The organism is Frankia sp. R43 (assembly GCF_001306465.1).
Classification (GTDB): domain Bacteria; phylum Actinomycetota; class Actinomycetes; order Frankiales; family Frankiaceae; genus Parafrankia; species Parafrankia irregularis.
Genome location: NZ_LFCW01000004.1, coordinates 9,059 through 22,245, shown reverse-complemented (window position 1 = coordinate 22,245; position 13,187 = coordinate 9,059). Strand labels below are relative to the sequence as shown.

Here is a 13,187-nt window from a genome sequence, read left to right as displayed (position 1 = left end):
ATCAAGGCTGCCTCACGTCGTCGAGATCGGCGGTGGAGCGCTGCCCCATCGGCGGGCGTGCCGCGGGGAGGGTGGGTACGGCAGGCGTGGCGGCGCTCGGGGTCGTGGCGGAGGCCGAGGCCGGCACCGGGGCGCCGAAGCGGCGGAAGCGGGCCCGGCGGCCGGAGACCAGGGTCGGCGGGTCCAGCGGGACGAGGTCCGCGAGGGTGCCGGCCAGGGCGGCGCGCAGGGCGTCCGCCGCGGCGAGCGGGTCGACGTCGGCACCGCCGTCGGGCTCGGGGATGACGCCGTCGACGATCCCGGCCTCCAGCAGGGCACGGGAGTCGACCCGCAGCGCGGCCGCGGCGTCCGGTCCGGCGGCCGGGTCCTTCCACAGGATCGCGGCGCAGCCCTCAGGGCTGATCACCGAGTAGATCGCGTTCGCGCACATCAGCACCCGGTCAGCGACGGCCAGCGCGAGCGCGCCGCCGCTGCCGCCCTCACCGGTCACCACCGCGACGACGGGCACCGGCAGGCCGGCCATCAGCCGCAGGTTCTCGGCGATGGCGACGGCCTGGGCGTTCTCCTCGGCCTCGATGCCGGGATGCGCCCCGGCGGTGTCGATCAGCGTGATGACCGGCAGGCCCAGCTTCGCCGCCAGCCGCATCACCCGAGCGGCCTTGCGGTAGCCGGCGGGCGAGGGCATGCCGTAGGCCCGGGCCGCGAGCTCGGCGGCGGTGTGGCCCTTCTGCGTCCCGATGACGACGACGGACATCCCGTCGAAGCGGCCCAGGCCGGCGATCATGGCCGGGCAGTCGGCGGCGGCGCGATCGCCGTGCAGCTCGGTCCAGTCCTCGACCAGCGCGCCGACGTAGTCCAGCGCGCTGGGGCGGCCGAGCCGGCGGGCGAGGCGCACCGCCTCCCAGGGGTGGCGCTCGGCGAGCCGGGTGGGGTCACGGACGACGCCCGCCGAGCCGTGCCCGTCGGCTTCCCCGTCCGGGCTCGCCGCGGCCGCGGCCGTTGCGGGCGCCGGCGCCTGGCGGCGGGTGGCGACGGACAGCAGCCGCCCGAGTGTCGGGCGCAGAGCTGCCCGCGGGCTGATCAGGTCCACGACGCCGTGCTCGAGCAGGAACTCGGCGGTCTGGAACCCGGGCGGGAGGGTCTGGCGGATGGTCTGCTCGATCACCCGGGCGCCGGCGAAGCCGAGGCGGGCGCCGGGCTCGGCGATGATGACGTCGGTCAGCGTCGCGAAGGACGCGGCGACACCGCCGAACGTCGGGTCGGTGACCAGCGAGACGGTGAGGATGCCGGCCTCGTCGAGCTGACCGATGGCCTGGGCCGTCTTGGCCATCTGCATCAGGGAGAGCGCGCCCTCCTGCATCCGGGCGCCGCCCGAGGCGGTCACCAGCAGCAGCGGGGTGCGTTCCCGCAGGGCGATCTCGCAGGCCAAGGTGATCGCCTCGCCGACGGCCGCGCCGAGACTGCCGCCGAGGAAGCGGAAGTCCATCACCGCGGCGACGACGGGGCAGCCCTCGATCGTGCCGCGGGCGACCAGTACCCCCTCGGACATCCCGGTCGCGGCCCGGGCGCCGCGAAGCCGGTCGGTGTAGGGGCGGGTGTCGATGAAGTGCAGCGGGTCCGCCGCGGTGACCGGAGTGTCGAGGAGCTCGACGGAGTCCGCGTCCAGCAGCAGGTCGATCCGCTGCGCGGCGGTCAGGCGCGCGTGCCAGCCGCATTCGGGGCAGACGCTCCCGCCGCGGGCGAACCGCCGGCTGTAGATCATCCGCCGGCAGCCGTCGCAGACGAGCCACGCGGAGGTGCCGTCGTCCCCCTCGGGACGGTGCTGGTGCTGCAGTACCGGTGCGGTCATGGCCGTCGTTCCTGTTCTGGTCGGTGGGGGAGCGGCCGGTAGGTGGTGGCCGCGGCGGGCAGCCGGACGCCGGCCTGGGCGAGAGCCGCGACCCGGCTGGTGAACGCGGCCCCGCGCATCAGCTCGGTGGCGATCGCGGCGGCGTGCCGGTTCTCCAGCGGTTCCAGGACGCTGCCGCGTACCCAGGTGTTGAAGGCACCCATCGCCGGGCCGCACCAGACCTGGTAGTCGGCGACCCGGTCGGCCGCGCCGCCGATGCTCCAGCCCGAGGACAGGCCGAGATACCAGCGGAACACCAGTGCCATCCGCCGCTTCGGGCTCTCCCGCGCCCGCTCGATCTGCTCGGGGTCGCGGGTGGAGAAGTAGGTGACCGTGTCGGCCCAGACGTCGTCGAGCGGCCGGCGGAAGATCCGCTTCTCCAGCGCGGCCCGCTCGTCGGCGGGGATGTCGTCCAGCCCGTCGTACCGGTGGTACAGGTCGTACAGCCGGCGCGCCTTCGACGCGAACATGGTGCCGCGGCTGAGAACCTGCACCTCGGCGCCGATCTCGAACATGTCGGCGGACGGAGCCTGCGCGCAGTCGGTCACCGAGGCCTGGGCGAGCAGCGCCTTGGTCGCCGGCGACTGCGCCGCCTCGACGGAGGACTGGTTGACCGAGCCGGTCACGACATAGTCCGCGCCGAGGGCGAACGCGGCGGCGACGGCTCGGGGGGTGCCGAGGCCACCGGCCGCACCCACCCGGACGGACCACCCGCCACCTGCGCCGCCCGGGCCACCCGGCGCGTCCCGAAGGGCGTCGCGCAGGGCCAGCAACTCGGGCAGCAGGACGGCCAGCGGGCGGCGGTCGGTGTGGCCGCCGGAGTCGGCCTCCGCGGTGATGTCGTCGGCGAGCGGCACCGCCGCGGCGAGCGCGGCCTGCTCGGCGCTGACCAGCCCCTGCTCGACCAGCGGACGGACCAGTGCCTCCGGAGCCGGCCGCAGGAACAGCTCGGCCACCTCGGTACGGGACACCTTCGCCACGACCCGGTTCGCCGCGACGACCCGCCCGTCCGGGCCGCGGTGCAGGCCGGCGAGCCGGTAGCGCACCACCTGGGGGGTCAGGTCCAGGAAGGCCGACGCCTCGATGCAGCGCACCTGATGGCGCAGGCACGCGTCGATGGCCTCGCGCTCCATCGCGGCCTCGGTCGGGCTGTGGATCAGGTTGCAGGCGAAGGGACGCCCCCCGACACGGCGGTTGATGTCGGCGAGCGCCTCCTCGACCCGGGCGGCGACCACGCCGGCCGCGCCGAACGAGGCGAGGTAGCCCGCCTGGGCCAGGTTGACCACCAGATCGGTGGATGCGATGCCGTTCGCCATCGACCCGGCCATGTAGGCCTGGTCGACCCCGTGGTCGCGGCGGAAGGCGGGGGAGCCGAGGCGCCGCGGCGGCAGCGGGCCCGCGGCGGCCAGCACCTGCCCGGCCGTCGCCGCGGCCTGCTCGTCGCCGGTGAGGGCGATCCCGGCCGCGTCGCGCACGACGTAGACGGGCCGCTCCAGGTCGGCGAGCACCCGGAGGACGTCCGCCGGGGTCCGGGCGAGCGGTGTGGCCCGCCCGGGCGGTGCGAGTCGTGCGGGCGAGGCCGCGGCAGGGGGTGTGGGGACCAGTGGCGTGGTGACCAGGGGCGGGCTCACCATGACGGCGCTCCCTCGTCGCGCAGCTCGATCGCGATGTCGGTCAGCTGGTAGATCCGCATCGTCGGCTTCCACAGGCTCGCGTCGGCGGTGACACGGACCCGGCCGGGCCGGCGGCTGACATCGGAGATGTGAACCTCCAGGGTGAACGTCCCGTCGGACGGGAGCAGCTGGCCCCGGTACTTCCAGTGCATGGTCAGGCCGACCGGCAGGACGAACCCGGGCCGGGCCATCCCGTCCGCGTGGCCCGCGTCGACGGACCACTCCTGCATGGCCTGGATGACCGCCTCGACCCCGAGCGATCCGGGGATCACCGGGTCGAGGTGGAAGTGCCGGGTGAAGAACCAGTCCGCCGGGTCGATCGGGCGGACCGCCCGCAGGTAGCCGCGCCCGTGCCGGCCCCCGCCGTCGACGACCTCCACGTCGTCGAGCAGCGCGAGCTGGCCGCGGGCACACAGCGGCGCCGCCGGGTCCGCGCGGCGGGCGGCGACGTCGATCGTGCGGACCGCCGGGGCCTCACCGCCCCGCTCGGCGACCTCGTCGAGCCAGGTCGGCACGAGCCGCCCGCCGTCCAGGCCGGTCTGGCGGGCCAGTGCCGGCGCATTGAAGTAGCCGAACATCGACTCGCCCGTGTAGAACGGCTCGCCGTCGACGGCCATCGAGTAGGAGAAGTCCTGCAGCGCCGTGCCGGGCATCGGGTTCGTCGACATCAGCGTCGAGTGCTGGCGGATGGTCGCGTCGCGCAGCTCCACCTCGCGCAGCACCGTCGCGCTCCCGCCGAGGTTGCGCAGGCTGTAGTCCTCCTCCGGCTCGGCCAGGGTCGCGCCCAGGTAGTAGCCGAGCAGCAGCGCCGACTGCAGCGACGTCTCCATGTAGACGGCGTTGGGCATCGAGGCGTTCGCGGTGTCGGCGTAGTACCAGCAGTCCGCCGCCGCGTCGTACTCGGTGATGTGGGTGGCGCCGCCGCGCAGGTCGCCGCGGCGGGAGTCCGACGCCATGATCCGGTCGACGAGCCGCAGCCCGCCGCCGGGCAGCCGGGTGGCCCGCCGCCCCCGGTAGGCGCCGAACTCCGGGCCCAGCCCGATGCCCTGGTCCCCGCGGGCGCAGTGCGCCATGTGGAACTCGTTGAGCAGCGCCCGCTCCCCGGCGGCGTTGCGCCGGCCGAGGAAGGCCGTGACGGCGCCGCCGTGGTCGGGTCCGATCTGCGTGCCCGGACGCTCCCGGACGGTCACGGCCACGTCGCGGATCTCGGCGACGACCCGTCCGCCGGCCTGGACCAGCACCCGGGCGGCCAGCCAGGGCCGTGGCAGCAGGTCGATCGTGTCGATGTCGAGCACGACCTCCCCGCCGGTGCCGTCCCACCGCGACGCGCCGTCGGCGCCGGTGCCGACGAGCGTCACGGTGGGCGCGGGATGTGCCGGGCCGGTGCGCGGGCGGCCGTCCGGGTCCTCCGCGGGCGCGGCGGGGACGAAGCGTGCGTCCGCCAGGCACAGGTGCAGGCCGACGTACAGCGCGAAGACCCGCAGCGCCTGCCCGGCCGCGGACAGCAGCTCGGTGGTGAGCGCGTCGGTGCCGCTCGCGGCGTCCAGCGGCAGCAGGCCGGCGTGCAGGGAGCCGGCCGCGCTGGCACCGCCATGCGTACGCAGCCCCGCCACCCAGGCCAGCAGCGGCCGGTCGCCCGGATCGACGAGCGTGAGGTCGGGGCTGGCGCCCTCCTGGTCGTAGGCCGGCCCGAAGACGCCCGCGATCTCGCCGCGGCCGAGCGCGGCCAGGTCCGCGGCGGTGAGCTCACGGCGCTCCGTGCGCGCCAGCGCCTTGAAGGACGCCTCCGTGACCGGGTCGTCCTCCGTGCCCGGACCGGTGGGTGCCGGCCCGGCCTGCGCCGGCCCGGTCTCAGGAACGGCCGCCGTCGTGACCGCCGGCGGGAGGGCCGGTGTGGCCGCCGTGATCGCTGTGATGCCTGGTGTCGCCGCCGTGGCGCTCGCCGGTGTGCCCGTGATCGCCGTGCCCGTGATCGCCGGCGTGACGCTGATCGTCGGGGTGCCCGCGATCGCCGGCGTGACGATGGGCGCGGGGCGGGTGGTGCCGGTGCCGGTGCCGGTGGGCGCCGGGCCGGCGAGGGTGAGCCGGCTCAGCGCGAGCTGCGCCGCCAGCGCGGAGTCGTGCGCCGCCGCCACGACGGCGCCCGCCTCGCGGATGAGCCCGGCGATCCGGGTCGTGGCGAGGTGACCCGCGCCGGTGAGCGCGGAGCCGGCGGGCAGCGGCACCGTCACCGCCGCCACCGTGGTTGCCCCGGGGGTCACCGGAGCGAGCGCCTCCGTGGTCGCCACGGTGGTCGCCGTGGGCGCCGTGGGCGTGGCCGGGACGGTCAGCCGGAGCGCGTCGAAGGGCTCGCCCTCGAAACCGAGCTCGTCGTCCAACGCGGCGGCCGGCAGCGCACCGGGGCCGAAGCCCGGCACGGACATGCGGGGCGCCTCCTCGGCGATCGTCATGACGTCACCTCCTGCGCCCAGCGCGCGGCACCCTCGGCGAACTTCGCGGCCATGTCCGGGGTGGCGACCATCGCCACGTCGTGCAGGCGGACGAGGATCCGTCCATCCCGGCCGACGGCGGTCACCCGGTTGAGCAGGCCGGTGTCGCGGACCTGGGTCTCGTCGACCACCACGGCGAACGGCTCGTCCGCCGGCAGCGGGGCCCGGTAGTCGATCCGCCCGACGGCCAGCGGCAGGCAGGCCTGGCCGGTCACCCAGCGCCCGAGCACCGACGGGCCGTGCAGCAGCAGGTCGGCCAGCGCCGGATCGTGCAGCGTGGCGGCGAACGCGCCGTGCGCGACCGGAGCCGCGGGCAGGCGGCACTCGATGACGAGGCTGCGGTCAGCGCGCTCCAGGACCCGGGTGATCCCCCGCAGCAACGGCCCGTGGAACAGGGTGCCGCCGGTGTAGATCTCCAGGCCGTCCTGCGCGCCCGGCCCCGACCACAGCGCCTCCAGCCGCGACCAGTCCTCCACCTGTGTCGGCGCCGGTGGCCGCGCGGCGAGGACCAGCGTCGCCGCGTAGCGGGAGACGCCGATCGGCAGCGCGCCCGGGCTGCGCACGCTCGCCTTCACGACGAGCCGGTCACCCGTGCCGGCCGCGCCGCCGGCGCTCGGGTCGGGCTCGGCAGCCGCGGCGTGCACCCGCAGGGTCAGCTCACCCGTCCCGTCGAACACCACACCCTTGTGGACGTCGAAGTCGCGGACCTCCACGACCGCGAGCCCCGGGTGGGCCCGCTCGACGACGCCCGCGAGCCAGCCGATCGCGAAGGTCGCCGGCAGGACGGGGAACCCGCCGACCTGGTGGTGCAGGATCACCGGGTGCTCGGCGATCTCGCCGAGGTCGCGGCGGGCCACCAGGGCCGGTGCGGGCCGCACCCCGCCCGCGCCGGTCAGCGCCTCGGCCGACCCGACCAGCAGGCGGACGTCGGCGGTGCCCGGCGGCTCGAACTGGTCGGCGAACACCTCGGCGCCCTGCGCCCGGTCGATCAGCGCGACGCCGCGGGAGCGGAACAGCTCGCGCAGGTCGGCGTCGACCATGCCGCCGTCCCAGGCACCCCAGTCGATCGCGGTGATGTGCCGGCCGGGCGCCGCGTGCTTCCAGCCGGCGGCGAGCCGGCCGAGGGCCTCGTTCGCCGCCGCGTAGTCGGCCTGACCCGGGTTGCCCATCAGGCCCGCCACCGAGGTGAACAGCACCAGATGCCCCAGCGGCGAGGCCGCGCCGGAACGGGATTCCTCGGATGCGTCGAGCGCGCCGAGCGCGTCGAGGACGTTGCGCAGCCCGGTCAGCTTCGGGGTCAGGACCCGGCGGACCGCGTCGGGGGTCTTGGCCTCCAACGTGCTGTCGGCGAGTGCCCCGGCACCGTGCACGAGGGCGCTGGCCACGTCCCGGTAGGGAGCCAGCGCGGCCCGTACCGCCGCCCGGTCGGCGATGTCGACGCTCAGGTAGACGGCGGTGGCGCCGGTCGCGGCCAGCGCCGCGAGGGTGTCGCGGATCTCGCGGCGGGCCAGCACGTCGCGGCGCGCCGCCTCGGCCTGCCGGGGCGTCGGGCGTGGGCCGTCGGTGCCGGCCCGCGCCGCCAGGTCGGCGGCGGCGGCGCCGAGCAGGGCGGCGTCGGCGACGCCCTGCGCCCAGGCGGGATCGGCGTCGGCCTCGGTCCGGCCGAGGAGCACGAAGTGCGCCGGGACACGGGCCGCGAGCGCCCGCACGCAGTCGGCGGTCACCCCGCGCCCGCCCCCGGTGACGATCACCGTGTCCTGCGGGCTCAGCTTGGTGACCTCGCCGTCGTCGATGGGCCCGGTCTCCGGGTCACGGTCGGCGGTCGCCGTGGCCGGGCTGGCGCCGAAGGGGCCGGGCCGGACCGTCCAGCGGGTGCCGTCCGGGTCGACGCCGACCTCGAGGAGGTCGACAGCCGCGTCCCACAGCTCGGTCAGCGCGATCCGGGCCAGATCCGCGGGCGCCACGGCGGGATCGACGTCCAGGGCCCGGCAGAACAGCGAGGTCTCCTCGCGGGCCAGCGTCTTCACCACTCCGGAGACCCCGCCGACGAGGCGTTGCACCGCGGGCTCCGGACCGCGAAGGCCCAGACCGCCATCGAGGCGGGTGATGGTGAGGAAGGCGGCGCGGTCGCCACGCGCGGCCGCGCGGCGCAGCGGCCCGGCGGCGTGCTTGGCCACCAGGACGGCGTCGGCGAGCCGGCGGATGCCGTCCGTCCAGCCGGAACCGTCATCCGGTCCAGCCGGCGTGCCGACCAGCAGGAGGCACAGGTCGGCGGTCTCCCCCGCGCCGAACGCGTCCGTGAGCGCGCTCTCGACCGCGGCGGCGTCCCATTCGTCGAGCGGGTCGGCCGGCTCGTCGGCGGTCTCGGTGCCGGCGCCGGGCTCGGTGCCGCCGGCTGCCGCGGCCGGCAGCCGCACCGTGCGGACCGCGAAGCCTCGGCCCATCAGCTCCTCGTCCAGCGCGGCCAGCGTCGCGGCGTCCGTGCCGGTGGCCGAGGCGTCGACGACGACGGCGACCGGGTCCGACCCGAACGGCGCGGCGTCGAGGACGTCCACTGGGGCGGTCGGTACGAGCTCGACCCGGCGCCGGGGCAGCGGTGCCCCGCCGTCGAGGGACTCGGCCGCGGCCGGTGCCACGGGGTCGAGCGTTCCGGCGGCCGGCTCGGCCGGCCCGGCGAGGCTCGTCAGCACGTGGTCGGTGATGTGGTCGAGGGTGCGCATTTCGGCGAGGCGTTCGGGGCCGACTGCGGGGAGGGTGGGGAAGTGTTCTTGGAGGGCGCCGAGGATCTGGACGCGTTTGATGGAGTCGACGCCTAGGTCGGCTTCGAGGTCCATGCCGGTGTCGATCATTTCGGCGGGGTAGCCGGTGCGGTCGGCGACGACGCTGAGCAGTGCGGTGCGGACGGCGTCAGGGGAGACGGCGGTGGTGGCGGTGCCGTTCGCCGTGGCGGTGGCCGGTCCGGTTGTGCTGGCGGTGGGGGTGCTGCTTGCCGTGTTGGTGAGGCTGGTGAGGACGTGGTCGGTGATGTGGTCGAGGGTGCGCATTTCGGCGAGGCGTTCGGGGCCGACTGCGGGGAGGGTGGGGAAGTGTTCTTGGAGGGCGCCGAGGATCTGGACGCGTTTGATGGAGTCGACGCCGAGGTCGGCTTCGAGGTCCATGCCGGTGTCGATCATTTCGGCGGGGTAGCCGGTGCGGTCCGCGACGACGCCCAGCAGTGCGGTGCGCACCTCGTCCGCGGTGGGGCCCGCGGCGACCGGTGCGCTGGCAGCAGGGCTCGCCGGGGTCTCGGTCCCGACGGGCTCGCCCGCGCCGAGGGCCGGCGTCCCCGGCCGGTACCCGTTGCCGTTGGCACTGCCGTTGCCAGGGGTGCTGCCGTTGCCGCTGGCAACGCCGTCACCGGAGTCCTGGCTGGGGATCCAGGGCACCACCGGGGCCGCCGAACCGGCCGGCGGGGCCGGCGTGAGTCCGGCTGGTGCCGCGTGAACCGGGGCCACCGGCAGAGCCGGGGCCGGGGCGGGCGCGGGAAGGAAGGCGTCCTCCCGAGCCGGCAGCCGCAGACCGGCGAGGGCGGCGAGCACCTCGTTGGCGCGGGTGTGGGTGCGGCCGGCGGCGAGGCTCTGCTCGGCGACCTGCTCGATGGCCGCCGGGATCCAGGCGGGCTGGTCCGTGCTAGCGCCCGATCGCAGCAGGGCGACCAGCTCCCCGGTGATCTGCAGCTGTCCGTCCAGGTACCGGGTGTGCAGGTCCAGGTGCCGGTTCACCGCCTCGGTCACCAGCGCCGGGTCCAGGTCCGTGCCTGCGGCCACCACCGGGCTCGGCGCCGCGGCGGCACCGGCCACGGCCAGACCGTTCGGGGCGGGTGGGCCGTCGACCGCCGGCGCGTGGCTGGCGGCCGACAGGTCACCGTTGGCGCTGGTGGTGGCCAGGCCGCCGAGGACGGAGCCGCCGTTCGCGGTGGGGGCGCCGCCCGCGGTGGGGGTGAGCGCGGCCGGAGCCAGCGCCGCCGTGGTGAGCGTGGCCGGCGTGACGGCGGTGACCGCGGCGGCGTCCGCGACCGGTGCGGCGGCGGTCGGGGCCGCCAGCGCGCTGACCCGGAAGCCGTCGGTGAGGCCGGCGTTGTAGAGCGCGCGGCGGGAGTCGGGGATGTACTCGGCGCCGGTGAGCGTGATGGTCATCGCCGCACGGCGCGCGGCCTGCCCGCCCTCGGCGTGCGAGGCCGGGTCGTACCGGTTGATGTCGGTGATCGCCACGCCGAGCACCGCGAGCTGCACGGCGGCCTGCTTGAGCATGACGTCGCCGTCGCGCAGCGGGCCGCCGTCGGTGGAGACGACCGCGATCGGCTCGTCGCCGAGGATGCGGCGGGTGAGCTGGGCGAGCACCTGCTTCGGGCCGAACTCGACGAAGACGTTGCAGCCGTCGGCGCGCATCGCGCGGACACCGGCGACGAAGTCGACGGGTGCCAGCAGCTGGCCGCCGAGAACCGCGCGGTTCGCCGCTGGCTCGGTGCCGTAGCTCGCGCCGGCCGTGTTGGCGTACACCGGCGCGGTCGGCGCCCCGATCTCGACGGAGGCCAGGTCGGCGGCGAACCGGTCCACCGCGTGCCCGACGTAGCGGGTGTGGAACGCGGCGGAGACGGGCAGCAGCCGCCCGTTCAGGCCGCGCCGGGCCAGCTCCGCCAGCACCTCGCCGACGGCCTGCGTGCCGCCGCCGACGACGACCTGGTCGGGGGCGTTGTGGTTGCAGACGACCACGTCGGGGAAGTCGGCGAGGATCTGCTCGATCTCCTCGCGGCCGGCCTGGACGGCGGCCATCGTCCCGGGATCGGAGCTCGCCGCATCGAGGGGGGAGGCCTGCGCGTCGGGCGGGGCCATCGCGGCGCCGCGGGCGCGGGCGAGCCGGAAGAAGTCGGCGTCGGTCAGCGCGCCGGCGGCCCACAGCGCGGTGAGCTCACCGAAGCTGTGGCCGAGGTAGCCCGCGCAGTCCAGGCCCAGCTCGGCCAGGTAGCGGAACTGGCCCACCGACAGTGCGCCGATGGCGGGCTGGGCGTACCGGGTGGCCCGCAGCCGGGACTCCTGCTCCTGGCGCAGCTCGGGATCGAACACCGGCGGCGGGTACATCACCGCGGCCAGCGCGGTGGCGTCGCCGTCGAACACGGCGTTCGCGTCGTCGAGGGCCTGGCCGACGGTCGGCACGCCGAGCACGGCGTCGAGGCCCATCTCCAGGTACTGGCTGCCCTGGCCGGCGAACAGCGCGCCGACGCGAAGGTCCGCCAGGGCGCGGCGGCGGTAGTAGACCCCGGCGGGGTGCGTCCACTGCTCGGCGTCGGGGGACGCGGCGAGCTGGGCGAGCGCGATCCGGCGCGGCTCGGCGCCGTCCGGGTCGCCGGCCGGGGTCACGAACCCGACCCGGGCGTGGTCGGCGGGGATGGGGCCGTCGGTGGGGGCGGCGCCGGCCTCGAGCGCGGCGCGCAGCGCGGCCGGGTCCGGGGCGTGCCACACCCAGGCACGGGCGGTGCGGTGCACCATCCCGTTCGCCGGGCGCAGCGCGCTGTGCTCCTCCAGGACGACGTGGAAGTTCGTCCCGCCGAAGCCCATCGCGGAGGCGGCGGCGCGGCGCACCGGCCGGCGCGGGTCGCGGATCCACGGCCGGGTGCGGGTGTTCACGTACAGCGGGGTCGCGTCCTCGGCGAGCGGGCCGTTGGGGCGCTCGACGTTGATCGTCGGGGGCAGCGTCTTCTGGTAGAGGCTGAGCGCCAGCTTCATCAGGCTGGCGGTGCCCGCGGCGCCCTTGGTGTGGCCGATCTGCGACTTGACGCTGCCGATCGCGGCGAAGTGGGCCTGCCCGTCGGCGGCGGCGCGCAGGACGCCGTCCAGCGCGGTCAGCTCGGTGCGGTCGCCGACGGCGGTGCCGGTGGCGTGGGCCTCGAACAGCTCGACGGACGCCGGCGAGCAGTCGGCGTCGGCGTAGGCGCGCCGCAGCGCGCGCTCCTGGCCCTCGGCCCGCGGGGCGTAGATGCTCTTCGAACGGCCGTCGCTGGACGAGCCGAGCCCGCGGATGACCGCGTAGATCCGGTTGCCGTCGCGCTCGGCGTCCGCCAGCCGGCGCAGGGCGATCATGCCGACGCCCTCGCCGATCAGCGTGCCGTCGGCGCCCTCGTCGAACGGGCGGATGCGGTCGGACTTCGACAGCGCCTGGGTCTTGCTGAAGCACATGTATCCGAAGATCGAGTTCTCGGTGTCGGCACCACCGGCGATCATCATGTCGGAGCGGCCGTCGACCAGCTCGGCGATCGCCATCCGCACCGCGGAAAGCGACGCCGCGCAGGCGGCGTCGACGGTGCAGTTCATGCCGCCGAGGCCGAGGCGGTTCGCGATGCGCCCGGCGGTGACGTTGGCGAGCAGGCCGGGGAAGGAGTTCTCCTCCCAGGGCGCGAAGGCCTCGGCGTAGCGGGTGGCGATGGCCTGGGCGTCGTCCTCGGTCAGCCCGCAGGCACGCACGACCTCGCGCAGCACCGGGGTGGTGAGCCGGGCGCCGAGCGGGTGCATGAGCGGCACCGGCCCGGTGACACCGAGGACCACGCCGGTGGTCTCGGAGTCGTACCAGGTGGAGTCGGTGGCGCCGGCGTCGCGCAGCAGGTCGCGGGCGACGACGAGGCTGAGGGTCTGCAGGGTGCTGGTGACCTCGAGCTGGTTCGGCGGGAGGCCGAACTCCAGCGGGTCGAAGTCGACGTCCGGGACGAAGCCGCCACGCCGGGAGTAGGTGTGGTCGGGCCGGGTCGGATCGGCGTCGTAGTAGTCGTCGATGTTCCAGCGGCTGGCCGGGATGTCCTCGATGCAGTCCCGTGCGTCGACGATGTTCTGCCAGAACTCACGGACGTCACGGGCATGCGGGAAGAGACCCGCCATGCCGACGATGGCGATGGGTGTGTCGGCGAGTCGCCGGGGCGGTCCGCTCTCGCGCACGATGAACCTTTCATCAGGTGGTGGGGGCGGGGCGCTGGATGGTCAGCCGCGCCAGGCCGCGGGGCCGCGGGGCCGGTGGGCCGGTGCCGCCAGGGGATGACGGCGGCACCGGCGGCACAGGGCCGGCCGGCGGCCCCGCGGCGGCAGGCCCCGCGGCGGGCGGGCACAGCGGCCG

Annotated in this window: 4 protein-coding genes; all 4 read right to left on the bottom strand. The window is 76.0% G+C overall.

All coding sequences use genetic code 11. The features are described 5' to 3' along the window. Nucleotide 1: 1 nt before the first annotated feature. The 4 genes from accD to ACG83_RS17615 are packed head-to-tail and all read right to left on the bottom strand — an operon-like array spanning nucleotide 2 to nucleotide 13,012. On the bottom strand, nucleotides 2-1,849 hold the full coding sequence (gene accD, locus ACG83_RS17630; protein ID WP_054567336.1) for an acetyl-CoA carboxylase, carboxyltransferase subunit beta: 1,848 nt from the start codon (nucleotides 1,847-1,849) through the stop codon (nucleotides 2-4). Then, on the bottom strand, nucleotides 1,846-3,522 hold the full coding sequence (locus ACG83_RS17625; RefSeq protein WP_054567335.1) for a PfaD family polyunsaturated fatty acid/polyketide biosynthesis protein: 1,677 nt from the start codon (nucleotides 3,520-3,522) through the stop codon (nucleotides 1,846-1,848). The genes accD and ACG83_RS17625 overlap by 4 nt, the downstream gene beginning before the upstream one ends. Beyond that, nucleotides 3,516-6,011, bottom strand: a complete 2,496-nt coding sequence (locus ACG83_RS17620) for a beta-ketoacyl synthase (protein WP_083473333.1) — start codon at nucleotides 6,009-6,011, stop codon at nucleotides 3,516-3,518. The genes ACG83_RS17625 and ACG83_RS17620 overlap by 7 nt, the downstream gene beginning before the upstream one ends. Then, nucleotides 6,008-13,012 carry a type I polyketide synthase gene (locus tag ACG83_RS17615; RefSeq protein WP_063793122.1) on the bottom strand — a complete coding sequence of 2,335 codons (7,005 nt, stop codon included), beginning with the start codon at nucleotides 13,010-13,012 and terminating at the stop codon, nucleotides 6,008-6,010. Before ACG83_RS17615 ends, ACG83_RS17620 begins: the two co-directional genes overlap by 4 nt. Between the last annotated feature and the right edge of the window lie 175 nt (nucleotides 13,013-13,187).

Coding starts and splice junctions, on each gene's coding strand:
- ACG83_RS17625 (WP_054567335.1), bottom strand. CDS start 3,522: ATGGTGAGCCCGCCCCTGGTCACCACGCCACTGGTCCCCACACCCCCT.
- accD (WP_054567336.1), bottom strand. CDS start 1,849: ATGACCGCACCGGTACTGCAGCACCAGCACCGTCCCGAGGGGGACGAC.
- ACG83_RS17620 (WP_083473333.1), bottom strand. CDS start 6,011: ATGACGATCGCCGAGGAGGCGCCCCGCATGTCCGTGCCGGGCTTCGGC.